This window comes from Vibrio sp. T20 (genome assembly GCF_007858795.1).
Lineage (GTDB): Bacteria > Pseudomonadota > Gammaproteobacteria > Enterobacterales > Vibrionaceae > Vibrio > Vibrio satsumensis.
Map to the genome: position 1 here is coordinate 43,543 of NZ_VFEB01000030.1, position 24,130 is coordinate 67,672.

Annotated in this window: 22 protein-coding genes; 15 read left to right on the top strand and 7 right to left on the bottom strand. The window is 45.0% G+C overall.

Translation table 11 applies throughout. From position 1 onward, the window contains the following. Positions 1-5: 5 nt before the first annotated feature. Positions 6-3,764, bottom strand: coding sequence for a translocation/assembly module TamB domain-containing protein (locus tag FTW16_RS01720; protein WP_146489826.1), 3,759 nt, complete (start codon positions 3,762-3,764; stop codon positions 6-8). Next, a complete protein-coding gene (locus tag FTW16_RS01725; RefSeq protein ID WP_146489827.1) occupies positions 3,761-5,473 on the bottom strand; it encodes an autotransporter assembly complex protein TamA in 1,713 nt (570 codons plus the stop codon). Before FTW16_RS01725 ends, FTW16_RS01720 begins: the two co-directional genes overlap by 4 nt. Before the next feature lie 195 nt (positions 5,474-5,668). On the opposite strand from FTW16_RS01725, the gene msrA reads away from it, so the two are divergent. Then, positions 5,669-6,298, top strand: a complete 630-nt coding sequence (gene msrA, locus FTW16_RS01730; RefSeq protein WP_146489828.1) for a peptide-methionine (S)-S-oxide reductase MsrA — start codon at positions 5,669-5,671, stop codon at positions 6,296-6,298. 109 nt (positions 6,299-6,407) lie between these two features. Here the strand turns inward: msrA and FTW16_RS01735 are convergent, their stop codons facing one another. Continuing rightward, entirely contained in the window at positions 6,408-6,608 is a 201-nt protein-coding gene (locus FTW16_RS01735) for a DUF1107 family protein (protein WP_019821424.1), read from the bottom strand. Positions 6,609-6,860: 252 nt separating this feature from the next. Between FTW16_RS01735 and FTW16_RS01740 the strand changes: the two genes are divergently transcribed. From FTW16_RS01740 to FTW16_RS01770, 7 genes are all read left to right on the top strand, one after another. Continuing rightward, positions 6,861-7,412 (top strand): YtfJ family protein, encoded by a 552-nt coding sequence (locus tag FTW16_RS01740; protein WP_102480206.1) that lies wholly within the window; start codon positions 6,861-6,863, stop codon positions 7,410-7,412. Positions 7,413-7,502: 90 nt separating this feature from the next. Further along, positions 7,503-7,793: a DUF2607 family protein gene (locus FTW16_RS01745; RefSeq protein WP_146489829.1), complete on the top strand. Its 291-nt coding sequence runs from the start codon at positions 7,503-7,505 to the stop codon at positions 7,791-7,793. 41 nt (positions 7,794-7,834) lie between these two features. Continuing rightward, positions 7,835-8,572 (top strand): DUF2796 domain-containing protein, encoded by a 738-nt coding sequence (locus tag FTW16_RS01750; protein WP_146489830.1) that lies wholly within the window; start codon positions 7,835-7,837, stop codon positions 8,570-8,572. 139 nt (positions 8,573-8,711) lie between these two features. After that, positions 8,712-9,428 (top strand): ABC transporter ATP-binding protein, encoded by a 717-nt coding sequence (locus FTW16_RS01755; RefSeq protein WP_146489831.1) that lies wholly within the window; start codon positions 8,712-8,714, stop codon positions 9,426-9,428. Beyond that, positions 9,425-10,684: an ABC transporter permease gene (locus tag FTW16_RS01760; RefSeq protein ID WP_146489832.1), complete on the top strand. Its 1,260-nt coding sequence runs from the start codon at positions 9,425-9,427 to the stop codon at positions 10,682-10,684. The genes FTW16_RS01755 and FTW16_RS01760 overlap by 4 nt, the downstream gene beginning before the upstream one ends. A 14-nt stretch (positions 10,685-10,698) precedes the next feature. Further along, positions 10,699-11,214, top strand: a complete 516-nt coding sequence (locus tag FTW16_RS01765; RefSeq protein ID WP_061019147.1) for a DUF3299 domain-containing protein — start codon at positions 10,699-10,701, stop codon at positions 11,212-11,214. Between the two features lie 351 nt (positions 11,215-11,565). Continuing rightward, positions 11,566-12,474 carry a TIGR03899 family protein gene (locus tag FTW16_RS01770; RefSeq protein WP_146489833.1) on the top strand — a complete coding sequence of 303 codons (909 nt, stop codon included), beginning with the start codon at positions 11,566-11,568 and terminating at the stop codon, positions 12,472-12,474. A gap of 166 nt (positions 12,475-12,640) precedes the next feature. Here FTW16_RS01770 and cysC read toward each other — a convergent pair whose 3' ends face one another. The 4 genes from cysC to cysD all read right to left on the bottom strand — a co-directional run bounded on the left by cysC (position 12,641) and on the right by cysD (position 17,469). Further along, positions 12,641-13,261, bottom strand: a complete 621-nt coding sequence (cysC, locus tag FTW16_RS01775; RefSeq protein ID WP_146489834.1) for an adenylyl-sulfate kinase — start codon at positions 13,259-13,261, stop codon at positions 12,641-12,643. 24 nt (positions 13,262-13,285) lie between these two features. After that, positions 13,286-15,010: an SLC13 family permease gene (locus tag FTW16_RS01780; RefSeq protein ID WP_146489835.1), complete on the bottom strand. Its 1,725-nt coding sequence runs from the start codon at positions 15,008-15,010 to the stop codon at positions 13,286-13,288. Positions 15,011-15,075: 65 nt separating this feature from the next. Further along, on the bottom strand, positions 15,076-16,506 hold the full coding sequence (cysN, locus tag FTW16_RS01785; protein ID WP_146489836.1) for a sulfate adenylyltransferase subunit CysN: 1,431 nt from the start codon (positions 16,504-16,506) through the stop codon (positions 15,076-15,078). Positions 16,507-16,524: 18 nt separating this feature from the next. Beyond that, positions 16,525-17,469, bottom strand: coding sequence for a sulfate adenylyltransferase subunit CysD (gene cysD / locus FTW16_RS01790; protein WP_261383389.1), 945 nt, complete (start codon positions 17,467-17,469; stop codon positions 16,525-16,527). A 414-nt stretch (positions 17,470-17,883) separates the two neighbouring features. Between cysD and FTW16_RS01795 the strand changes: the two genes are divergently transcribed. The 7 genes from FTW16_RS01795 (at position 17,884) to FTW16_RS01825 (ending at position 24,123) form a co-directional block, all read left to right on the top strand. Then, positions 17,884-19,860 carry a bifunctional 2',3'-cyclic-nucleotide 2'-phosphodiesterase/3'-nucleotidase gene (locus FTW16_RS01795; RefSeq protein WP_146489838.1) on the top strand — a complete coding sequence of 659 codons (1,977 nt, stop codon included), beginning with the start codon at positions 17,884-17,886 and terminating at the stop codon, positions 19,858-19,860. Between the two features lie 327 nt (positions 19,861-20,187). Further along, complete coding sequence (locus FTW16_RS01800; RefSeq protein ID WP_146489839.1) at positions 20,188-20,775, top strand: DedA family protein; 588 nt, start codon at positions 20,188-20,190, stop codon at positions 20,773-20,775. After that, entirely contained in the window at positions 20,772-21,905 is a 1,134-nt protein-coding gene (locus tag FTW16_RS01805; RefSeq protein WP_146489840.1) for an ATP-grasp domain-containing protein, read from the top strand. Before FTW16_RS01800 ends, FTW16_RS01805 begins: the two co-directional genes overlap by 4 nt. Positions 21,906-21,924: 19 nt before the next feature. Next, the gene (locus FTW16_RS01810; RefSeq protein ID WP_146489841.1) at positions 21,925-22,467 is read left to right on the top strand and encodes a DinB family protein; all 543 of its coding nucleotides are present in this window, start codon (positions 21,925-21,927) and stop codon (positions 22,465-22,467) included. 2 nt (positions 22,468-22,469) lie between these two features. Then, complete coding sequence (locus tag FTW16_RS01815) at positions 22,470-23,219, top strand: NRDE family protein (protein ID WP_146489842.1); 750 nt, start codon at positions 22,470-22,472, stop codon at positions 23,217-23,219. Positions 23,220-23,231: 12 nt separating this feature from the next. Next, positions 23,232-23,669, top strand: a complete 438-nt coding sequence (locus FTW16_RS01820; RefSeq protein WP_146489843.1) for a YHS domain-containing (seleno)protein — start codon at positions 23,232-23,234, stop codon at positions 23,667-23,669. 10 nt (positions 23,670-23,679) lie between these two features. After that, positions 23,680-24,123, top strand: coding sequence for a hypothetical protein (locus FTW16_RS01825; protein WP_146489844.1), 444 nt, complete (start codon positions 23,680-23,682; stop codon positions 24,121-24,123). Positions 24,124-24,130 lie beyond the last annotated feature (7 nt).

Consider the following 24,130-nt stretch of genomic DNA (forward strand, 5'->3'; position numbering starts at 1 on the left):
AAGTGTTACTCAAATTCAAATTGATAGAGAAGATCCACAGCACTGTCTAAACCCGATACTGCCTCAACGTAGAGATCCTGCATCAATCGATAACGAACGGTAAACTCGCCTAACGAGTTAAAGATACCCACACCATATTTCACCTGTAAACCTGGGAGAATATAGCCGCTTACCGTAACCTGAGAGTCATCCCCAGAGCCTGCTGTATCCAGTTGTAAATCTTGTACACCAAAGGCTTCGCCGATTTCGCCAACAACCTTACCACTCTTCGCCAAACTCAAACCGATCAAGGTTGTTGTCATCGAACCGCTCGACTCACCATCGATATCTTGGCCACGCAAAATATAAGACAGCGCGTTCGCTTGTGGCATCGCTGGATCAGAGTAAATCTCGATGGTCGGCTCTGTCGCAGGGCCTGTCACTCGAATACCTGCGGTCACATCATCCTGAGTATTATCAGGGTTACGAATCGCATTAATGGCTACATATGGCTGATCCGGTGGACCATTCATTAGAATTTTACCCTCTTCGATCAAGAGGTCTTGCCCGAATGATTGGTAAGTACCATCGACGATATTCACTTCACCAGTGATGAATGGGCCTTGGTCTTTTTGAGCTACATTGAGCTTACCAACCAAGTCGCCTTCAAGACCGAAGGCAGACAATTTAAAGTCATCACCAATGGAGATATTAATATTGGTCATCACATTGAATGGGATCGTATCTTCACTTTCAGGCTCAAGATCTTTGTTCAATATCACCTGATCGGAAGACACACCAACCGCTGACGGTGGTAAGTCTTCTACCACAATTCGTCCCCATGGTAGTGCTATGTCACCCGTAATTTTTGCCAGCTCGGGCGTGACATCAATAGTCATATCAGGTACGACCTTAACCTTGACCATCGGCGGGATATCAACCATCAACTCATCGGCAAAAACTCTAACGTTAGAGTTCCATGCTTTAAGATCTTGCCAATCTCCGGTTCCCTCAATATCAAGATGACCGTCAGGCGTTTCTACATTCGCATCCAGTTTTGCACTATAACCATCAAAGTCGAGAGCGATACGGCCATCTTTCACATCAACAGGAGTCACATCGCCTTTGACTTGAATACCATCAACCGAGAACTGACCAAAAACTTGAGGGTGCATCAAAGAGCCTTTAACTTGAAGATCACTCTCAAGGTCGGCTTTCAATAGGCTGTACTCACCTAGGATTGGTTGCAAGAAATCGAGGTGGAACGTGGTCAGCTTAATTGCAGCATCGACCATTTTGTCTTCGACAAGAATATCCGGTAGCGACACCGTTCCAGACAGATCACCATTGTCGGAAACATCCAAATTAAAATCGGCATCCAGTTTGTTGTCTTTTAGCTGGGCATTCAATGCAACACTTTCCCAACCCAGTGTGATTGGCTCGCCAACTTGTTGAACAACCTGACCTTTCGGCATATCAACGCTTACCGTAACCTCAGGCTCACCTTGTTCAGACCACTTGGCATGAGCTTTAACATTCACTAAACCTTGCAGTTGCGTCTCTTTAGGAACAAAGGCTTTGATCTGCTCGAAGTCGAACTGGTTGATTGCAATCTTGGCCTCACCTGATTTTCCGGCGCGGATATCCTCATCCAGACACACACTCGAACTAGATTGTTTCCAACAGTGCGCTTGAACGTCGGCAAACTGCTTATCGACATCCGCCTTTATCGCGACAGGCTGGTCTAATACCCAAGGCCCCTGCTGAGTGGTGATTTTGACTCTGTCTAACGAGCCATCCCAAATAAGAGAAGGCTTCTGAATCAATTCTCCAGAGATAGCCAAGCTAGTCGACACGATGTCGGATATCACATCAAGTGTCACTGTGTGTTTCTTTTCGCCACCACTCACCGTAAGATCAATGCTTTCCACGCTTTGATCTTGATAGGTTAGGTTCTTAGCTTTTAATACAAGATCGGCTTGAGCTTCAGGCAATGGTAGGGGAACCACCGAACCATTAAGCGATAGGGATTCTAGTGTTGCTTCGTTATTCCAATCGACCTTATCAACATTAAGTGCAAGATCGACTTCAGGCTCTTTCGTGGGGCCGCTAAGTTGGATGTTACCAATCACTTGTCCTTTCAAGTCTGGAACACTTTTCACCAGCTCAGGGAAGTAAATATCAACGCCCATATCCCATTGCTTATCAAGCTGTCCCTGTGCCTTAATCGAGTTAACACCATGAGCCAAGCTCAAGCCGCTGGTTTGCAGTTTAGGCTCACCACTTGCACTACGATCCGACGCTGACAACTGACCTTCGATGTCCAACGGGTAATCACGCAAGATACCCTCGATATCAAGCTTAGGTAGCTCAATCGCCCAACCGCCCGCTTCCGTCAACTCACCCGAGGTGACTATGCTTCCGCTAATGTTACCCTCGGCTTCTGGCCACTGTAGGCCCGGTTGAATATCTTTGAGTGTCACGTCAGCTTGCCAGTTAACGAGACTCTTCCAGTTCGCTTTAACGACACCGTTAAGTTCACCGCCTAGCGTGTTCAGCTTTAGACGCTCGAGCTCAATCTGCTCAGTGGTACCTTTACCCTGTAGGTCGATAGCTAACGCAGGAATATCCTTACCATCAGCTTCGCCTTTGAGCTGCACATTAAAACCATCTAATGAGCCATTAGCTTTGAATTTCTCAATTGCAGCTTGGTAATCGCTTTTTCCTGTAAGAGGCCATTGCGCTTTACCTCCCTCTAAAAGAAGGTCAAATGGTAGAGCTGGCTCTAGGGGTTGAATATCCCCAGACAGTTTTGCCTCAATCGATTCAGAAAACTGAGAATCTAGATGCAGTTTAGCCACGCTGCCTTGCGCCTTCAGCGACAGTTTCTGGCCAGCAAGGTCGGTTTCTTTCACCAAAGCATCTAAAGAAAGATCTAACGGGTAACCACCTTTAAGCTCAACCTTAGCCGCAAGATTAGCGCTTGCTTGTGGCATATCGAGGTCTAGAGTGGAAACATCTACCGTATGTTTACCTGCTCGAGCTTCTAGCCCAAGGTGGTTCACTACAATTGGGGTTTCTTGTTCTAAGGTGAAACGGTTGAGGTCAAAACGCTCCAGTACAACCTGTAAAGGAATCCAGACTTCAGGCAGCTCGATCGCTGTTTTAACGGTTGATTCTGGCTCTACCTTTTCGGTTTGCGGTTCTTTTGTCGACTCAGCAAGCTTAACTTTGAGGTCATTGAACAAGGTTGGCGATACCGTCAGCTTTTCACCCTGCATACTCAGAGCTGTGGAGAACAAGCTCCATTCAATTTCATGCCCCAAGATATTCAGTTTGATATCAGACAAAGCAATACGGTTGATCACTATTGGTAGTGGTGTTTTCACCGATGTTACGGGCGGTGTAGGCTCTGCTTCTTCTGTAGAAGCTGGCGGTAATTCAGTAAATGCGAAGTCCAACCCTTGAATAGCTAAACGATCGACACACAGCTTAGGATCGAGCAGACAGCGTGGATTAATAGCCAAGTTCAGCTTTTGAACCTTAGTATCGATATGAAGGCTATCATCTTTGAACTGGATATTATTAAGCGTAAAGCTTGGAAAAAGAGCGCCTTTAGTACTTTCCACTTTAAGTTGTGGCAATGCTTTTTCAGCGCCCCACAGCACGGTGTTCAACCCCGGATTGGTGAACAAAACGAAACCGAGCAAGGCTATCAACAATAGCAAAATAGACGTCAATGAAATCGAAGTCCATTTTATGCACTTACCCACAACGTTAATCATAATTCAGGCCCTAAACTAAAGTGCAGTTGGAACTCATCGCCTTTCTTCGCATCTAGGCCCCAAGCAAAGTCTAAACTCACAGGACCTACAGGAGAGGCCCAACGCACCCCGACACCGGTGCCGTGCTTCCACTCTGGCTTATCATTAAATGCATCACCAATATCGTAGAATGCAGCACCCCACCAGTTTCCAACTAAGCGGTATTGGTATTCAAACGAGCTGGTTGCCATGTATTTTGCGCCGGTTAGTGCGCCACTTTCATCTCGAGGAGAGATAGACTCATAGCCATAACCACGAATGCTATTATCACCACCAGCAAAGAATCTTAGAGAGGGAGACAGCTTTTCAAACTCGTCGGCAAAGTTACCGCCGAATTGAAGGCGAGTTAAACCGCGGTGATTATTACCAATGCTGCGAATCCATGCTGTTTGCCCTTGAAAACGCACCACCTTAGTTTCCGATAATAAGGTGTCATCAGCAGCCTCAACCATAATGGTTTGTTTATCGCCCCACATCGGCATCGACCCACCACGCGTTCGAGTTCGCGAGAAAGAGATACCCGGCAACACGAATTGCGCTAAGTCATCTTGCAAACCTTGTTCATAGTTTTCGACCAAGTATCGAATAAATACAGTACGTTGCCAGCCATTATCCAGACGCCAATATCTTTCTAAGGCTAAGTTTGACTCCAAACTTTTGGTATCTCGATTATCCAAATTCTTCATACCGTACTTAATTTGATAGTAGTCATTAAGCACGTCATCCAATGGGATTTTATAAGTCGCGGTAATCGTCTGCTCGGGCTTGGAGATCGACAGGCTACTATTAAAGCTATGACCTTTCTCGTTAACCCAAGGTTTCTTCCATTTTAGGGTGCCTTTTACACCAAGGTCTGTTGATACACCGATACCTGTTTCGATTTGGTTACGCGCTTGCGGAGCAAGGCTGACCTTCATCGGAATTTCACGGCCTTCGCCCAATTGGCTTAAATCAGGTTCAACAAAAACAGAAGAAAACCAATCCGTATTGGACAGGTTTTGGTTGTACTCACCGACTTTGGTTATCGAGTAAGGTTCGCCATCCTCAAATGGTTTGAGTGACTGCACCTTATCTTCTTCAATCTGGCTACCAGTAACCTGAGTGGTACCAAAGTGGTAGCGTATACCACTGTTATAATGAAGACGAACATAAGCTCGGTTTAATTCAGGGGCGACTTCTAGCTTACTGAGAGCATATGCCCCATCGAAATAGCCTTTCGCTAAGCCAAGGTTGCGTATCGACGATTTCAAAGAGTCATAATTACCATGATTCAAAATCGAACCTTTGGACAACTTACTCTTGGCAATCAAGGCTAAAAAGTCTGGATCATCTTTGGCTTCACCAGTCAGAACGATATCGGAAGTATAGATAACAACAGGCTCTCCCGCCTCAACCGTAACGGTCAACTCGGTATCATCTTCGGAGTGAGTAAACGTGATAATAGGTTGGTAGTAACCTAACGCATTCAGGGCTTCTTTTATCATAGATTCCAAGCGAGACTGGAACCTTAATGAAACCGAATACTCTTCTTCAGGGATCGCACTAAGATAAGCATCAACATTATCCTCAAGCGCTCCATCCAGCCCTTTAATTTCAAGGGAAACATCAGCGAAAGCGAGCGTCGATGACAGTAGAGTGCCAATCAGAACTGGTAAAGTTTTTCTTATCATGTTTAATGGGTGAAGAAGTTATCAATACGTTAATAAGTGAAAAGAAATAATACCGCTAAAAAAGCATTGAGTCTGTAATAAATCCTGGAATAACACGGTCTAATTTAAAGACTTATTCAATCTTGACCAACCGTTAATATGAACCCACAGTAAATAAAAGCCAGCGCGGTAAACGTATGCGAAAAGGAATATAACATGCTAAACAAACAACAACTGGTTTCTGCAGCAACCGCACTACCGGGAAATGCTGACCCAATTCGAATCACTGAGCGCCATTTCGTTAACCAAACCGACCTGCTCGATACGCCTACGGGCTCTCAACAAGAAGTCCTGTTTGGTATGGGATGCTTCTGGGGAGCTGAGCGTTTGTTTTGGCAATTGGATGGCGTTATTTCAACATCCGTTGGTTACGCTGGCGGATACACAGCTAACCCCACTTATGAACAAGTATGTACTGGGCAAACCGGCCATACCGAAGTCGTTCGTGTCATATTTGATAGTGAACAAACCTCTCTAGCTCGAATACTTGAAACCTTTTGGGAGCGTCATGACCCAACTCAAGGAATGCGCCAAGGCAACGATTTAGGGACTCAATACCGTTCCGCGATTTACACCTTCAGTGAAGAACAACAATCTATCGCTGAGCACTCTAAACGTGAATATCAACGAGCAATGACTGAATCTTTAGGCAACGAGATCACGACGGAAGTTCTGCCTGCTGGAAAATATTTTTTCGCAGAAACCTACCACCAGCAATACCTAGCTAAAAATCCGAATGGGTATTGCGGGTTGGGTGGCACCGGTGTCTGCTTCCCTCCACAATAAAGTACAGCTCGACATACCAGCGAGAACGATACGCATTAAAAAAGGGCTTCCATTAAGAAGCCCTTTTCATTGTTAATCTATTCGGTGTAAACAAATCGATAAAGCGCAGTTACACCGGCAACGCTGCAATAGTACCGTTAACTTCTTTAAAAATAGTGAGCTTTTGTTTGTCTGAGACTTCAGGAAGAAGCACCTTGCCTTGGTCGAAGCGAAACTCCCCAACACCTTCAATAGCAAATTGGCCTTTGAACAGGACTTTAACGAAACGCGCCACTTGATGTGGACGGTAAGTAGAAAACTTTCTTAACATAATACAACCTCAATTCCATTTGAGTACTACAGTTACCTGCCTGAACATAGCCTTGTTCAAAGCACATATAATCGCTAAATCCTTTAGCAAACAGCAAGATAATCTATTGTTCATCTCGATATTGATGCATTATACCTTTCGGTAACAAGCCTGCAACTTTTTTCTACATCGTACGATAAAAAAGTTAAAGAGGCATTTTTCAAATTTCATATTATACTTCCAGTGCAAACCAATAAGCGGAACAAAAATATAATGAAAAACAAAACTCTACTGGCTTTTTTAGCCGCAGCCTCTCCACTCTTCGCCAATGCTCACAACCTATCTGTAGGTGCAACTCTGCCTGCTGTCGATGTTAGCAACTATGGTGAAATCGTACTAAACGACGGAAATACCGGATATCAAGCTTGGGCAACCAACAATCTCCTAGGTAAAGTTCGTGTCGTTCAAGCTATCGCTGGCCGCAGCAGCTCTAAAGAGCTAAACGCACCATTGATGGCCGCCATTACCGCCTCGAAGTTCTCAGAAGACAGCTACCAAACCACCACTATCATCAACCAAGATGATGCTATCTGGGGTACGGGTTCTTTTGTTAAATCGTCAGCAGAAAGTAGCAAAGAAGAGTTTCCATGGTCTTCTATGGTTCTAGATGAAGACGGCGCCGTTGCGTCATCTTGGGCTCTGAAAGAAGAAAGCTCAGCGATTATCGTTCAAGACAAGCAAGGTAAAATCTTGTTTGTTAAAGAAGGTGCATTAAACGAAGCAGAAGTCACTCAAGTCATTGAATTGATTAAAGCGAGTCTTTAATAAGATATTCGCGTCTTTTTCGAGACCTAACCAAAGGATATTGTTATATTATAACAGTATCCTTTTTTAATTCTGTGGTTAATCATCCTGATGTGGCAAAAAACACCTAACAATGTGAAACGCAAAACAGGCTTCTTGCTTGGGCTTATGCTCATGTTAAGCGTGTTAGCCGCAACGCACATAGTAGATATCGCACCAGAACACCACACCTCACACCATTGTGAGCTGTTTTCGATAAATCAGTTTATTACGGCACACTCACTTCCACAGGTCCCAGAGTTCCATTCGGAATTTACTGTCGCTATCACAGAGTCAGTTATTTCGTTACAACGCCTATATTTCGCTTATTTGGCACGCTCACCTCCTGTAAATATCGCTTAATTACCACTACTTTTTAATTAACCTTTATTCAGGAAAAAAACATGAAACCTACTATCTTAGCCGTTGTTATCGGCATGACTGTCTCTGCTAGTGTTCTAGCTAACGAAGAATTCCGCTCTCACGAAGCACACGTGCACGGTAAAGTTGAAGTGAACATCGCTCAAGATGGACAAGAGCTACTTGTTGAAGTGACAGCACCCGGTGCTGATGTGGTTGGCTTTGAGCATGCTCCAGAAACGGCTGAGCAAAAGAAAGTGTTTGAACAAGCTATCGCGCAATTAAACAAGCCAGAAGATCTATTTGGTTTCAATAATGCAAGTTGTACTCTGAAGTTCAAGTCAGTGACTAACACCTTGGAAGGCGATCATGATAACCATGAAGGCCATGACCATGCAGAACACGATCATAACGACCACAAAGGCCATGACCACGCAGAGCACGATCATGACGACCACAAAGGCCATGACCACGCAGAGCACGATCATGATGACCACAAAGGCCACGACCACGCAGAGCACGCTCATGACGACCACAAAGGCCACGACCACGCAGAACACGATCATGATGACCACGAAGGCCATGACCACTCAGAAGGCGGCCACGGTGAGTTCACTGTCGAGTACCACTACCAATGTTCTGACATTGAAAAACTGGATACCGTGAATACTCAGTGGTTCTCTAAGTTCAGCAACACAAAATCAATGACTGTAAACCTGCTAACTGACAGTGCTCAAATTCAAGAAGTGCTTAACGCAGATCGTATTAGTTTTCGATTCTAATTAGCATTAGATTGAATTAAACGTAGATAAGCAGCCAAGTAAGTGTTCACTTACTTGGCTGTACAAATCGGTGTGCTCTGGGAATTTATTATTCTAATAACTGTCCAGTAGAGACACCGCTTTAATTATTGGAGCTAATATGTCTTTTGACAGTTCATCACTTGTGGTCAAACTCGAAAATATCAGCTTTCGTTGGAAGCCTGAATTGCCCCCAACGCTAGAGATCACCTCACTGCACATCCAAGCCCAAGAGCACCTTTTCATCAAAGGGCCTAGTGGTTGCGGGAAATCAACATTGTTAGGGTTACTGACCGGAATCAACCAAGCTGAACAAGGCGAAGTATCTATCCTTGGCCAAGATCTCACACAGCTAACACCTCGCCAGAGAGACAAATTCAGAGCCGATCATATTGGTTATATATTCCAACAATTTAACCTGCTTCCTTACTTGTCAGTCATCGACAACGTGACGCTTCCTTGTCAGTTTTCTAAGATTCGTAAGCAGCAAGTCACTAAAAGTCAGAACAGCCTGCAAGCCACCGCTCAAGAGTTGTTGCTCAGATTAAAGCTACCTCAAGCTCTCATGGACAAGCCCGTTACCGAGTTGAGTATTGGTCAACAACAACGTGTTGCTGCCGCTCGTGCTTTGATCGGCCAACCCAAAATCATTATTGCCGACGAACCGACATCGGCTCTGGATCATGACAACCGAGAAGCCTTTATCGAACTGTTGCTAGAACAAGCGAATCAGGCGGGTTCTACCCTGATCTTTGTTAGTCACGATCCAACACTAGAAAAACTGTTCACTCGAACCATAGATTTAAAAACCGTTAACCAAGCTAAGGTTGTCGTATGAAAGTAATTACTCACTTAGCCTTAAAAAGCGTACTCAACCGTAAAGCCACAGCCATTCTGACTATTCTCACCGTGGCGGTGTCAGTGATTCTCTTGCTCGGTGTGGAACGTGTAAGAACCGAAGCTAAGAGCAGCTTTGCGAATACGATTTCAGGTACTGACCTTATCGTCGGTGGCCGCTCAGGTCAGGTAAACCTGCTGCTTTATTCCGTATTTCGAATCGGTAATGCGACCAACAACATCGACTGGAAAAGCTATGAAGAATTTAGCCAGCACAACGCTGTAAAGTGGGCGATCCCAATCTCATTGGGTGATTCACATAAAGGCTTCCGCGTAATGGGCACTAACCATAGCTACTTCGAGAATTATCGCTATGGAAGTAAGCAACCACTTACTTTTCAGCAAGGTAAAGAGTTTAATCAGCTATTTGATGTCGTGATTGGTGCCGATGTCGCGAAGAAGTTAGATTACAAGATTGGTGATCACATCATTCTGGCGCACGGTATCAGTGATGTCGCCTTCAGTCGCCACGACAATCTGCCCTTCACCATTGTCGGAATACTCGCGCCAACCGGCACACCAGTAGATAAAACGGTGCATGTTTCGTTAGAGGCCATTGAAGCGATTCACGTTGGTTGGGAATCGGGGGCTAACCTCGGGCACACACCGGATGCTGAAGCGCTAAAGCAACGTGACTTCCAACCAAAGCAGATTACCGCGATGATGATTGGCCTTAACTCGAAGATCCAAACCTTCGCACTGCAACGAGAAATCAATAACTACCGCCAAGAACCTTTGAGCGCCATTATGCCGGGCATTGCACTTCACGAATTGTGGGGAATGATGGCAGTGGCAGAGCAAGCACTGCTGATTGTTTCAGGGTTTGTTGTAGTCGCGGGACTGCTAGGGATGCTGAGTAGTCTACTCACTAGCTTGCAAGAAAGACGTCGAGAGATGGCCATTCTGCGTGCGATGGGTGCCAGACCTCGTCATGTGTTTGGTTTACTGATCAGTGAAGCCAGTGCGCTAACCTTCCTTGGCATTACATTAGGTGTTGCGGTGTTGTTTGCTCTGATCGCAGTGGTTGCTCCTATTGTGCAACAAAGTTATGGTATCAACATATCGATATCCGCAATCACACCTCATGAGTGGAAACTGCTTATGTTGGTGCAAGTTGCCGGAATCATTATCGGCTTTATTCCCGCTTTCAGGGCTTACCGTCAGTCATTATCTGATGGCATGACCATTCGAATCTAAAATAGGAACCTACGATGCAACGCAAATTCCTCCTGATATTTGGGCTACTTCTGTTCCCATTTATCAGCACAGCTCACGCTGAAACCACTCAGAACGACGAATCGGTGTTAACACTTGATTGGATTGATTTGATTCCAGAATCAGAGCGTGCTCAACTAGATTCATTTGGCATGCCGATGGTTGACCACAATAGTATGGACAAACCTCAACAATCGACACTTGGTGCTGTTCGCCCAGAACTGAATGGCAGCACAGTAAAGATTCCTGGTTTTGTGATTCCATTGGAAGGTGATGAGAATATGATCACTGAGTTTCTGCTAGTACCCTACTTTGGCGCATGTATCCACGTACCACCGCCACCACCGAACCAAATCATCTACGTGAAGTTCCCGAAAGGTGCACCAATACAGCAGTTATGGGATGTGATTTATTTAGTCGGTACGCTGAAAACTGAGTCGATCAGCCATGACTTAGCGCAAACCGGTTATCTTATTGAAGGTACTGCGATTGAAGAATATGACGACATGTAGTCATTAGAAGGGTGGCTCAAGGATGAGCTGCCGTCACTGAACGAGTGATATCATTCAATAACAGTTTAATAACGATAATTTTCTTCTGAATTACGCAATGTAATTAGATAAGTAAGCTAGCACAGCGACATAAGTCGCGAGTAATAACCCTATACAAAGCTGTTTCTTCAGCTTGTTATCATTGACTTGATTCATAACTCCTCCTTGAGAACCACAACAAATTTAACATTTTATTATCATTAGCAACAGTAAAATTTTGTTGAAACCTTCAACTCTGCACGCAAAATCTAGCCACCAATAAGATAAAGAGTTACATTTTAGACAGTTAAGTCGTTTCCTTAGGGTACTCTTATGTCAGAAACCAAACAGCCAGTGATCATCGAGCATGCTAGCGATACACAGCACAAGCATGAGAAAAAGCCTCATATTGCCGACAGTGCCAGCAGAATGCTGCACATCGCACAAAGCTTCGGCCTCGATTCTTTAATTAGTCACAATGCAAAGCCAAACGATAGAGGTGAGAGTACCCTTATCGAACGGGCACTATTGCGAGAGAAAAAACGTAGAGAGCTTCGCCAAAAGAACCTAGAACAGATTCTAAAGTTGGCGCACTCTTCATGTAAGGATGAAGCGGCTGGAGACCCGGATCAGGACTGGCTGTACCGCTTTTTCGATATGGCACAAGAGATCCACAATACATCGATGCAAAGGCTATGGGCTCAAGTACTGAAACGAGAGGTCACTAACCCAGGCTCGACGTCGATGAAGGCGCTTCAGATCTTAAAAGACATGACGCCAAAGGAAGCACTGACCCTACAAAGAGCTGCATCACTGGGTTGTAGCTTTGGTAGCGATAACAGCAGAAAGCTCTTACTCGGCTTCAAATCTCACGCAGGACTATTTAGTTTTGGCAAAAGGGACACCACCAACACCATCAACCTTGGTGGGCATAACCTTCCCTACTCTAGTCTGCTCCATTTGATTGAACTCGGTATCATTCTGGGCACTGAGTTAGAGTCTGGAGAAATTGATTTCGATCCAGCTCTGCACCTAACCTATCAAGGTAAGAGTATGTCACTGGCACCGTTATCAAAAGGGGTGAAGCTGGTTTACTACCGATTCAGCCCAACAGGTAATGAGCTTTGTACCTTACTTGGCAACAAGCCAAACACGCAGTATTACGACCAATTGATTGCGCTATTAAGCCAAAAATTCACGGTTCAGACAGAAGTAAAAAGCAGCGTGAATTACACCGTCTAGACAATCGACGGTGTAAAAAATAGACGGTGTAAAAAGTGAAGTGTATTGAGAAGAATAAAGAGAATCTAAAAGGTAGGTTTCTTGTCTCGGTAAACCAAGGCTGCACTACTTATCAGTCATGAATAAAACGATAAGCAAGTTGGCAGCCTTAGTCATACCAACGATCTCAATTGGCTAAAATATTTCGCTTCTCCAACGCATCAATACACAACTCTACCAATTCATCGATCGTCTTCTCTCCTGCTGGTAGATCAATCTCAGGGTTCTCTGGCGCTTCGTAAGTCGAACTAATCCCTGTGAAGTTAAGAATTTCTCCCGCACGTGCTTTCTTATACAAACCTTTAGGGTCACGCTGTTCGCAAACCTCTAATGGCGTATTAACGAACACCTCAAGAAACTCGCCTTCAGGTAATAAATCTCGCACAAGTTGTCGTTCCGCTTGATGTGGAGAAATAAAAGCAGACAGCACAATTAAGCCTGCATCTGCCATCAATTTAGCAAGCTCGCCAATACGACGAATATTCTCTCGACGATCTTGTTCAGAGAAGCCAAGGTCGCTACATAAGCCATGACGCACATTGTCACCATCCAATAAGTAAGTATGGTAACCAAGCTGTGCCAAGCGATTTTCTAATGCTCCAGCGACTGTCGATTTACCAGAACCAGACAACCCCGTGAACCAGAGCACGGCTGGCTTTTGTGATTTCAGATCCGCGCGAAATGTTTTATCAATCGAGTGTTGATGCCACACAACATTCTCATCTTTAGGTTTGAGTACTGCGGTCATAATTAGTCCTTTAAATAAACAGCATTAAAATGGGAAAAAATAAGGAATTAGGGTCAATACCAAACCCGAATAAACAATCGAGATTGGAATACCAATACGTAGATAATCCGTTAAATGGTAATTACCTACGCTATAAACAAGTAAGTTAGTTTGGTAGCCGTATGGAGAGATAAAACTGGCACTGGCACCAAACAGTACCGCCATAATGAACGGCATAGGGTCAACTCCATAGCCTACTGCCATACTGTAGCCAATCGGAAATGAGAGTGCTGCGGCCGCATTATTGGTCACCAGCTCAGTCAGAACCAAGGTCATAAAGTAGGTCGCAACTAACGCACCGAATACGCCCCAACCATTAAATGCCTCCATGAACATCAGCCCCATGCGCTCAGACAAACCCGATGAAATCATCAGTTGGGCAATAGAAAGTGCAGACCCCACGATCACCACAATATCGACTGGGAAACGGCGGCGGAGCTCACCCAGCTGTACCACGCCAAATGCCACCAGCAACAGTAGAAAACCAGCTAAGCCTTTGATAATTGGCACTGCGTCAACCAGAGCGAGGCCAATCACACTGGCAAAACCAAGCAACACGAACGTCGACTTATCTGCATCAAGCTTGGCACTCGAATCTAAGTCATTCATCAACACAAACTCTTTGTTGTGTTGCTGACGCTGCTCTTCAAAGCGTTTGCCGGGAACCAAAATCAAAGTATCACCAGCGGTCAATATGATGTTTCCAAGACCACCTTCAAGGCGTTCATGGCCACGACGAATAGCAACCACAACCGCATCGAAACGGTCTCTAAACTGACTGGTTTTTAATGTTTTATTACAGAAGCTTGCCGATGAGCTCACTACAACTTCAACAAAACTCTGACCATTCAAATGATGCTGACCAAACAGGGTTAAACCTTGAATTTCTTGTAGTGTCGCCACACTCTCGACATCGCCACAAAACAGCAATCGATCACGAGCTTGAAGAATAAAATCAGGGTCAATCGATGCCGTGGTCTTACCGTCGCGAATCACTTCTGCTAAGAACAGTTTTCTCAATGCTCGAAGGTTATTCTCACTTACACTACGGCCAACTAGCGGTGAGCCCGGCTCCACTCTTGCTTCTAAGAAGTAAGGCAGATCGTCCTGCGACCCATCATCGTAGCTGGGTAAGAAATAGCTCAGAGGGATAAGGATCAATACGCCACCGACCAAAACCGCTAAACCGATCAAGGTAGGTGTGAAAAAGTTTAAGCTTGGCAAACCCGCATCTTCAACAAAGCTATTGATGATCAAGTTGGTAGAGGTGCCGATCAATGTCAGGGTTCCACCTAAAATGGCAGCGTATGACAAAGGGATAAGTAATTTAGATGGCGCGTGCTGCTGATTACGTTTGATCGCTCCGATCAAAGAAACAACCACCGCCGTATTATTAGTAAAAGAAGAAAGTAACGCTGTGGAAATACCTAACTTCGCAACCACAGTACCTAGCCTACCTTCAGAGATATTGCGGCTAACCCAGCTGATTAAGCGAGTTTTCTCCAATGCACTTGATGCGAGGATCAGAAGAATTAAAGTCAGTAATGAGGAGTTAGTGAAATTATTGGCTAAGCTCGACAAGTCGATCAAACCAGCCATAAAAGCAATAAACGCCGCGCCAGCAAAGATAAAGCTTGGCTTAATACGGGTAACGAGCAGGCAAGTAATGATGCCGAGCAAAATCGCTAATACAAATCCTTGTTGCCACATATACCCGTCCTTTATGGCGGAAACGATCGGTTTCCGCCTGATTCAATAAGCTGTTACTTGGTCGTTTATGACTTCAGTAGTTGGCTTAAATCTTTGGCATCCCAATGAGGGAAATGTTTGCGAACCAATGCGTTGAACTCAAGTTCAAATGCAGAGAAGTTACCGACTTGCTGTTCAACAGAGTCCAAACGGTCTCGAATCAAACCCGCACCAACCGTCACGTTGGTTAGTCGGTCGATAACGATGAAACCACCGGTATCAGCACTCTCACGGTATTTATCCAGCGCGACAGTCTCGTTCAGTGACCATTCACACAAGCCAATGCCATTCAGTGGCAACTCATCGACAGCGTGAGTCGACAGGTTGTTGATGTCATATTGGTGACGAACCGTTTCAACCTGACCGACGGTTTTCTTGCCTGCGATCTTGATGTCGTAAGCTTTGCCCGGTTGCAACGGTTGCTCTGTCATCCACACGATGTCGGCCAATACGTGGTTAGTAGATTCAATCTGAGCGTTTTCCAGCACAATCAAATCGCCACGACTGATATCGATCTCATCTTCAAGAGTCAGCGTTACCGCCAAGCCCGCTTGTGCTGATTCAAGTTCACCATCAAAGGTCACAATGCTTGCCACCTTAGAGGTTTTACCTGAAGGCAACGCCTTTATTTCATCACCTACGCTGACACGACCAGAAGCCACAGTGCCTGCAAAACCGCGGAAGTCTAAGTTAGGGCGGTTTACGTACTGCACTGGGAATCGGAATTCACCTGCAGAACGTTTTTGATCGATGTCGACATTCTCTAACACTTCTAATAGAGATGGGCCTTCGAACCATGCTAGTTCTTTACTTGGTGCAGCAACATTGATGCCTTCAAGCGCTGAAACTGGCAAGATCTGAATGTTAGTTTCGCCTTCTAGGTTTTCAGCAAACTCTAGGTATTCATCGCGAATTTCTTCAAAACGATCTTGTGCGTAATCCACGAGATCCATCTTGTTGACTGCAACGATGAAATGCTTCAAACCAAGCAGGTTAGAAATAAACGAGTGACGACGTGTTTGATCCAGAACGCCCTTACGAGCATCAATTAAGATCACCGCTAGATCACACGTTGAAGCACCTGTTGCCATGTTGCGCGTGTACTGCTCATGCCCTGGAGTATCAGCAATAATGAACTTACGTTTTTGAGTCGAGAAGTAACGGTAAGCCACATCGATCGTAATTCCTTGCTCACGTTCAGCCTGCAGGCCATCAACAAGCAGTGCCAAATCAGGTTTCTCACCTGTCGTACCCACTCGTTGGCTATCCGAGTGAACGGCTGCTAGCTGATCTTCATAAATCTGTTTTGTATCATGGAGCAAGCGACCGATTAGCGTACTTTTACCATCATCGACTGAGCCACAAGTTAAAAATCTAAGCATAGATTTATGCTGATGCTGACTTAGATAACCTTCAATCCCTAGTTCAGCCAATTCGGCTTCTACTGCACTATTCATTTTTCTTTCCTTAGATTCTTAGAAATAACCTTGGCGCTTTTTCAGCTCCATAGAGCCCGACTGATCATGGTCAATCGCTCGACCTTGACGCTCACTAGACGTCGCCACCAGCATCTCTTCAATAATGCCTGTTAGCGTATTCGCCTCAGATTCAACCGCTCCGGTTAGTGGGTAACAGCCTAAAGTACGAAAACGAACGCTTTTCTCTTCAATTACTTCACCTTCTTGCAGCTCCATTCGCTCATCATCAACCATGATCAGCATGCCATCACGCTCAACAACTGGGCGTTTATCAGAAAGGTAAAGTGGAACGATATCGATACTCTCTAGATAGATGTATTGCCAAATATCGAGCTCAGTCCAATTAGATAGCGGGAATACACGAATGCTTTCGCCCTTATTAACCTGACCGTTGTAGGTGTGCCAAAGCTCTGGACGCTGGTTTTTTGGATCCCACGTATGGTTCTTATCACGGAAAGAATAAACACGTTCTTTCGCACGAGACTTTTCTTCATCACGACGCGCACCACCAAAAGCCGCATCGAACCCATACTTGTTTAACGCCTGCTTAAGGCCCTGTGTTTTCATGATGTCAGTGTGCTTCGAAGAACCATGTACGAATGGGCTACAACCCATCTCGATACCTTCAGGGTTCTTATGTACTAAAAGGTCAAAACCATACTTTTCTGCTGTGCGGTCACGAAACTCAATCATCTCGCGGAATTTCCAATCCGTATCAACGTGTAATAATGGGAATGGAATCTTGCCTGGGTAAAACGCTTTGCGAGCTAAATGAAGCATCACAGAAGAATCTTTACCGATGGAGTACATCATCACTGGGTTATCAAACTCAGCCGCCACTTCACGGATAATATGAATACTTTCCGCTTCGAGCTGTTTTAAGTGGGTTAAACGTTCTTGGTCCATTTCAGTGCTTCCTTTAAGGCTCGCGTTACGAGCAATTCATTACTTGGTCTTGCCAAGCATGGGATTTAACTCATCCACTTGAGTGAATGGGAGTATTGGCACTAGAAGAAAACAGAAGCTTCGTGTTGAGCTATCCTTGCTATTCATCTGCCTGATACGTCCTTGATATAGGCATTATGACGAGCCTCTCATATTACTGGAAATTCTAAAATTTCATTTTTTATTCGAAAAGCTGATAAGGGATTGAATTTATCGATAAGCAAGTGAAATGAATGGACTAATATAATTGATACCAATTGCGCATCGATTGAGCAGCTTTGGGAGGCGTCTTGCAGAACACCATAAAGTAATCGATCTAAGTCACGAATTAACATTCGTTGTAATCATTGTTTCATTCCATTTTGTTACATTACGCAACGAATTTTCTACTATCCACTTTGGAGCTACAAAATGAAAGTTGCAATGAAACCTTTGTCATTGGCTGTACTTGCGGGTCTTGGTTTGACTCTAGCAGGCTGTACAACAACACCAGATACCGATGAAGTGATTAAACTACGTGTCGTAGAGACAACGGACATCCATACCAACCTAATGGATTACGATTACTACAAAGACAAGCCATCGAAAAAAATCGGCTTAGCACGTACTGCAACTTTAGTAAAAGAAGCTCAAAACGAAGTAACCAACAGCGTATTAGTTGATAACGGTGACTTGCTGCAAGGTAGCCCAATGGGTGACTACATGGCAGACAAAGGCATCGTTGCAGGTGAAGTTCACCCTGCATACAAAGCAATGAACCAACTAAGCTATGACGCAGCAAACATCGGTAATCACGAATTCAACTACGGTCTTGAGTTCCTAGAAGAGTCTATCAACGACGCTGATTTCCCATACATCAGTGCTAACGTTTACGACGCAGAAACCAAAGAGCACTACTTCACGCCTTACATCATCAAGACACACACGTTTGAAGATACAGCTGGCGTAGAACATGAGATCAAAGTGGGTTACATCGGTTTCGTTCCACCACAAATCATGACGTGGGATAAGAAGAACCTTGAAGGTAAAGTTACTGCTCGTGACATCATTGAAACCGCTAACGAGTTAGTGCCTCAAATGAAGGCTGAAGGTGCAGACGTTATCGTTGCAATCCCTCACTCTGGCGTGTCTCAAGACCCATACAAAGCTGGCGAAGAAAACTCTACGCTTTACCTTTCTGAAGTAGAAGGCATTGATGCTATCGCATTCGGTCACTCTCACGCGGTATTCCCAGGTAAAGGATTCGACAACATCCAAGGTGTTGATAACGAAAATGGCACCATGAACGGTGTTGCGGCAGTCATGCCAGGTCGTTGGGGTAGCCACGTGGGTGTTATGGACTTAACACTTGCACAAAAAGACGGTAAGTGGGAAGTGGTTAAAGGCCAATCAGAAGCACGCCCTATTTACGACAAGGTTGAGAAAAAATCGCTTGCTGCAGCTGATGAAGGCATCGTAACAGCACTAGAAAAAGACCACGCAGGTACGCGTGAGTTTGTTAACCAACCAATTGGTAAAGCAGACGATGTGATGTACAGCTTCCTATCTCTAGTACAAGACGATCCAACAGTACAAATTGTTAACCTTGCACAAAAAGATTACGTTGAGCAGTTCATCCAAGGCGATCCTGACCTAGATGGTACGCCAGTACTTTCAGCAGCTGCACCATTCAAAGCGGGCGGTCGTAAGAATGACCCAGCTAACTTCACTGAAGTTGAATCTGGTCAACTGACATTTCGTAACGCAGCTGACTTGTACCTTTACCCGAACACTCTAGTGGCGATGAAGGTAACAGGTCACGAAGTAAAAGAGTGGCTTGAGTGCTCTGCTGGTCAATTCAACCAGATCGACGTGAACTCAACTGCACCACAACAGCTGATCGAGTGGGATAACTTCCGTACTTACAACTTCGATGTTATCGACGGTGTTGATTACCAAATCGACGTAACTCAACCTGCGAAATACGATGCAAACTGTAAAGTGGTTAACCCTGACTCACAGCGTATTGTTGGTCTAACTTACCAAGGTAAGCCAATCGACATGAAGCAAGACTTCCTGATCGCAACCAACAACTACCGTGCATACAGTGCTAAGTTCCCAGGTACAGGTGAAGATTTCATCGCATTTGATGCACCAGATGAGAACCGTACTGTTCTTGCAAACTACATCTCTCGCGTAAGCAAAGAGCAAGGTCAAGTAAGCCCAACTGCTGATAACAACTGGTCATTTGCGCCAATCAAAACAGATAAAAAGCTAGATATCCGCTTTGAAACATCGCCAAGCGAGAAAGCAGCAGAGTTCATCAAAGAGAAGGGTCAATACCCGATGAAACGTGTTGCGACTGACGATGTTGGTTTCGCTGTTTACCAGATTGACCTAACTAAATAGATTACCCAAGTAATTAATAGTTAACATTCTAAAGGCTGAGTCTCACGACTCAGCCTTTTTGTTTTCAAACAACTTAAGCAATTGAATAGCAGATAGATTATTTATGAACCTCTAATAATTCGTCACTCTCAAACTGCTTTTAAAATCACAGCCTCTTATCGCGTTCCCTCATCGAAACATACTAAGTTGATACCCAACGGCGCCCAACCAGATTAAAAAAGCTGCAATTCGTTGTAAGTTTTTCTCGGCTCTTCCTGTCTATTTAATTTACCACACTCAATGAATAGCTATTAAGGCATTCATCTATAGGATAGATAAGGACATTTGATGAGCACCGTCGAGAGCATTCAAGCATGGTTACACTCAGGAGAGGAGTCGCTGCTATGGCTGATGCTTGGCATTATCGCGCTTTCTTACCTGCTTGAAGATCTTGCGATTGTTACGGCGGCAGGTTTAGCAACACAAGGACTGATTCTTCCTCAATATGCGTTGCTTGCCATTTTCATCGGCATTGCCACAGGTGATCTCGGTCTCTATTACCTAGGTAAATCAGGAAATTATTTCCGAGGCGTTCGTTACAAAGCCCTCACCAACCGATACTTTCGTGCACTTCGCACTAAATTACGTCAAAACGCTTTCAGCAGTCTTTTTGTCATCCGCTTTATTCCAGGGCTTCGTACCGTCGGCTTTACCTTAAGTGGCTTTTTCGCAATCCCACTGCCTACTTTCTTGTTTGCCGTTATTAGTGCCACTGCGATCTGGACTGGCATTGTCTTCTCTGCCATCTACTATTTAGGGACATCAGCGTGGCTGCAAGCCTCTGAATATCAATGGATCATCATCCCGTGTGCCATCGCTTTACTGTTTATCGGTAATCGATTAATGAATAAAACCTACTCTAGAGGATTATCATGAGTTCACCGCAAGATATTCGCATCATTCCCGCACATCAAATCAATGCAGGCATGCCTTTGCTTGAAAAAGATACCGTGCGCAGTGTCTCTCCTTATGAGTTTCTTCCAACTTGGTTCTTCTACACACCAGTGGTGATTCAAAGCCTGATGCAAGGGTTACGGCACTTTGACTGGGCGCTACCGCTCATTGCCAACCCAAGCATCAAGTTAAGCGGCATGGTCGGCGAATCAAAACACGAGATATTAAGCCTTGCCGGATCTTCAAGTCAGCGTTGGATCTCTCCGTTTATCACCCTCACCAAAACGGATCTCAGCGGTAAGAAACAAGCTGAAGATGCACGCAGCGCACTCATACAATCAGATCTTGATTTCCCGATTGTAGCTAAACCAGATCTTGGCTGTCGAGGCGTTGGCGTCAAGCTAATCAACACACAAGATCAACTTGAGCAATATGTTGAATCTTTCCCAAATAATGCTCGCTTTCTACTGCAAGAAAAGGCGCCTTATCAGGCAGAAGCTGGCGTTTTCTATGTTCGTTACCCAAACAAAAAGCAAGGCGAGATCATCTCGATCACACTCAAATATGCGCCAATGGTGATGGGTGATGGCAAGTCGACAATCAAACAGTTAATCGAAAATAGCCCGCGTGCTGGGCAGCTCAGTCACCTCTATCTGCCAAGACATCAAGATAGATTGGATCAAGTGCTCGCAGAGGGCGAAGAGTTCCAACTCGCGTTCGCAGGTAGCCATAGCCGTGGCTGCATCTTCCGCGATGGCAATCAATACATTACTCAGGCTTTAACTGAACGTTTAGACGAGATATTCGATGACTTCGATGGTTTTCATTTTGGCCGACTCGACGTCAAATTCAAGGACATGCACAGCTTAATGAACGGCGAGGATTTCACGATCCTTGAGGTCAATGGCGCAAGCAGTGAGGCTGGGCATATCTGGGATCGCAACACACCACTGCGAGAGATATTTTCTACGCTACTTCTGCAATACCGCATTCTTTTTGATATTGGCGCTCAGCAAAAACAACGAGGCCATAAAACTCCTTCTTTCAAGAGCTTATTCGCTGCGTGGCAAGAAGAGCGACGTCTTGTTCAACAATATCCGACCACTGACTAACTTTGTACGAGGACAATGAATGAACCCCATAGCCCAACCGAGCGCCCTCACTTCTTTCTCTCCTAGTATCAAGGGAGCGGTAGAGATATTGAATCAGGGTTTAGAGTTTTTGTTAACGATATCTGACAGCGACTACCTGACACGAGCGAATCCGCACGTCACAAGCTCTATTGGTGAGCATACTCGCCACACGCTCGATCTTTTTCATGCGCTTATTTTAAAAGAGAACGCGACCGTTGATTACAACACTCGTCGCCGTGGTCACCCTGTCGAATTCGACAGGTCAATCGCAGTAAAAGAGATCCATTACGTGATCAACTGGCTTGAACGATTAGACCGCAGAGATCTCGAAGCGCCTATCATGATCCAAACCGAGGTTTCGATGGATGTTCAGGTGTTTGCAAGCCTACCTTCTACGCTAGAAAGAGAAGTCACCTTTGCTGCGCTGCACGCCAATCATCATTACGCGATGATCAAGGTGATCACGACCTTTCTTGATGTCGAAACATGCAACACCTTTGGTTATGCCCCAACCACCAGCAGCTATCTGAGGGAGCAATAATCATGTGTTCAGTATCTTGGCTGCTTGAAGACAATGGCTATCAGGTCTTCTTTAATCGTGATGAACAAAAGACACGAGCACTGGCGATACCACCTAAACAATATCGAGTTAACGGCGTCGATATCATCATGCCACTCGACCCAACGGGCGGTGGTAGCTGGATTAGCATTAACGAGTTCGGGCTTTCGCTGTGCTTACTCAATAACTATCAAGGCACAGTGCCCGTTGGGCCTTTGGTCAGCCGCGGTTTACTACTTAAAAACCTATCATCGAGTCGTAATATCAGTCAGCTCTCTGAAGCATTTCATCTGCTCGACCTGCACTCTTTTGCTCCATTTACCTTGTTGGCTTTCGCGCCGAATTTAACTCAGAACAATGGTTTGGTTATCGCCTACATGTGGGATGGTATTCAACAGCACATCGTCAACACTGATTCTCCACTCTTCTCATCCGGTGTTGATTTAGAGCGAGTACAAGCCTACCGACAAGCAAAATACGATCAACTTATGACAACAGGCAAGAATCAGCATAACTTACTTCAATTTCACTCCCACCATCATAGCGAACAGCATCATTTAGCGACCTGTATGCATCGTGAAGACGCACATACGGTGAGCTTTACACACTTACATAATCTACATGGCCAAGCCTCGATGTTTTATGCACCCGGCTCGCCTTGTGAACCCATTAAGCAATGCCAGATAAATCAACAGCGCTTTACCTTCGATTTATCACCCGCAATCAATCTATAGATGGAGTCCATCATGAGAAAACTATTAACTATGGTTCTGCTACTTGTTAGCCCGTACGTATTTGCCGCCGATGAAATCTACACTGGTTTCTTTAGCAGTAAGGCGCTCGATGGCTACGATACCGTCGCGTATTTCACTTCCGGTAAGCCCATTGAAGGCAGTAAAAAATTCAGCACCGAGTACAAAGGGGCGGATTGGTATTTCTCTTCTGAAAAGAATCTGACTTTATTTGTTAATAATCCTGAAAAATATGCCCCTCAATATGGTGGCTATTGCGCTTGGGCAGTATCAGCGAAGAGTGACTTTGCACCGGGTGACCCACATCAATGGACGATTGTTGATAACAAGCTTTACCTCAACTATGACCAAGAGATTAAGCTGCGTTGGGAGCAAGACCAAGCACAGCATATTCAACAAGCCGATAAAGTTTGGCCGCAACTGATTAAGTAAGGGAATAATCATGACATTCACTCCAGCCAAACATATCCCTGCGGCATTTATCGCGCTTGTGTTTATTCAGTCGCTGTTCTTTAAGTTCACTGGCTCATACGAGACAGAGCATATCTTTGGCACGCTCGCGACATGGTCAGGGCTCAGTTGGTTCGGCTCGTTTGGCGGCTACTTGATTGGATTCGCTGAATTGATTGCTGCCATTTTGCTCTTCACGCGTTGGCACGGCCTGGGTGCCATTATGAGCGTTGGCATCATGAGTGGTGCGATATTTTTCCACCTGTTTACGCCGCTCGGCATTCAAATGCCTGAGTTCAATGCTGCGGGTGAAATTGTCGGTTACGACGGTGGATTATTGTTTGGCATGGCATGCCTAGTGTGGTTATGCGGTGCTTTTTTAAGTGTGAAAGATTTCAAGAATCAAGACGGTTTCCTAAACAACTTTAGTCAATAAGGTAGCT

Excerpts from the sequence above, each read along its gene's own strand:
- FTW16_RS01720 (WP_146489826.1), bottom strand. The coding sequence starts at position 3,764 with ATGATTAACGTTGTGGGTAAGTGCATAAAATGGACTTCGATTTCATTG.
- FTW16_RS01765 (WP_061019147.1), top strand. The coding sequence starts at position 10,699 with ATGCAACGCAAATTCCTCCTGATATTTGGGCTACTTCTGTTCCCATTT.
- FTW16_RS01770 (WP_146489833.1), top strand. The coding sequence starts at position 11,566 with ATGTCAGAAACCAAACAGCCAGTGATCATCGAGCATGCTAGCGATACA.
- msrA (WP_146489828.1), top strand. The coding sequence starts at position 5,669 with ATGCTAAACAAACAACAACTGGTTTCTGCAGCAACCGCACTACCGGGA.
- FTW16_RS01750 (WP_146489830.1), top strand. The coding sequence starts at position 7,835 with ATGAAACCTACTATCTTAGCCGTTGTTATCGGCATGACTGTCTCTGCT.
- FTW16_RS01810 (WP_146489841.1), top strand. The coding sequence starts at position 21,925 with ATGAACCCCATAGCCCAACCGAGCGCCCTCACTTCTTTCTCTCCTAGT.
- cysN (WP_146489836.1), bottom strand. The coding sequence starts at position 16,506 with ATGAATAGTGCAGTAGAAGCCGAATTGGCTGAACTAGGGATTGAAGGT.
- FTW16_RS01735 (WP_019821424.1), bottom strand. The coding sequence starts at position 6,608 with ATGTTAAGAAAGTTTTCTACTTACCGTCCACATCAAGTGGCGCGTTTC.
- FTW16_RS01725 (WP_146489827.1), bottom strand. The coding sequence starts at position 5,473 with ATGATAAGAAAAACTTTACCAGTTCTGATTGGCACTCTACTGTCATCG.
- FTW16_RS01800 (WP_146489839.1), top strand. The coding sequence starts at position 20,188 with ATGAGCACCGTCGAGAGCATTCAAGCATGGTTACACTCAGGAGAGGAG.
- cysC (WP_146489834.1), bottom strand. The coding sequence starts at position 13,261 with ATGACCGCAGTACTCAAACCTAAAGATGAGAATGTTGTGTGGCATCAA.
- FTW16_RS01740 (WP_102480206.1), top strand. The coding sequence starts at position 6,861 with ATGAAAAACAAAACTCTACTGGCTTTTTTAGCCGCAGCCTCTCCACTC.
- FTW16_RS01780 (WP_146489835.1), bottom strand. The coding sequence starts at position 15,010 with ATGTGGCAACAAGGATTTGTATTAGCGATTTTGCTCGGCATCATTACT.
- FTW16_RS01805 (WP_146489840.1), top strand. The coding sequence starts at position 20,772 with ATGAGTTCACCGCAAGATATTCGCATCATTCCCGCACATCAAATCAAT.
- FTW16_RS01825 (WP_146489844.1), top strand. The coding sequence starts at position 23,680 with ATGACATTCACTCCAGCCAAACATATCCCTGCGGCATTTATCGCGCTT.
- FTW16_RS01760 (WP_146489832.1), top strand. The coding sequence starts at position 9,425 with ATGAAAGTAATTACTCACTTAGCCTTAAAAAGCGTACTCAACCGTAAA.
- FTW16_RS01795 (WP_146489838.1), top strand. The coding sequence starts at position 17,884 with ATGAAAGTTGCAATGAAACCTTTGTCATTGGCTGTACTTGCGGGTCTT.
- FTW16_RS01815 (WP_146489842.1), top strand. The coding sequence starts at position 22,470 with ATGTGTTCAGTATCTTGGCTGCTTGAAGACAATGGCTATCAGGTCTTC.
- FTW16_RS01745 (WP_146489829.1), top strand. The coding sequence starts at position 7,503 with ATGTGGCAAAAAACACCTAACAATGTGAAACGCAAAACAGGCTTCTTG.
- FTW16_RS01820 (WP_146489843.1), top strand. The coding sequence starts at position 23,232 with ATGAGAAAACTATTAACTATGGTTCTGCTACTTGTTAGCCCGTACGTA.
- FTW16_RS01755 (WP_146489831.1), top strand. The coding sequence starts at position 8,712 with ATGTCTTTTGACAGTTCATCACTTGTGGTCAAACTCGAAAATATCAGC.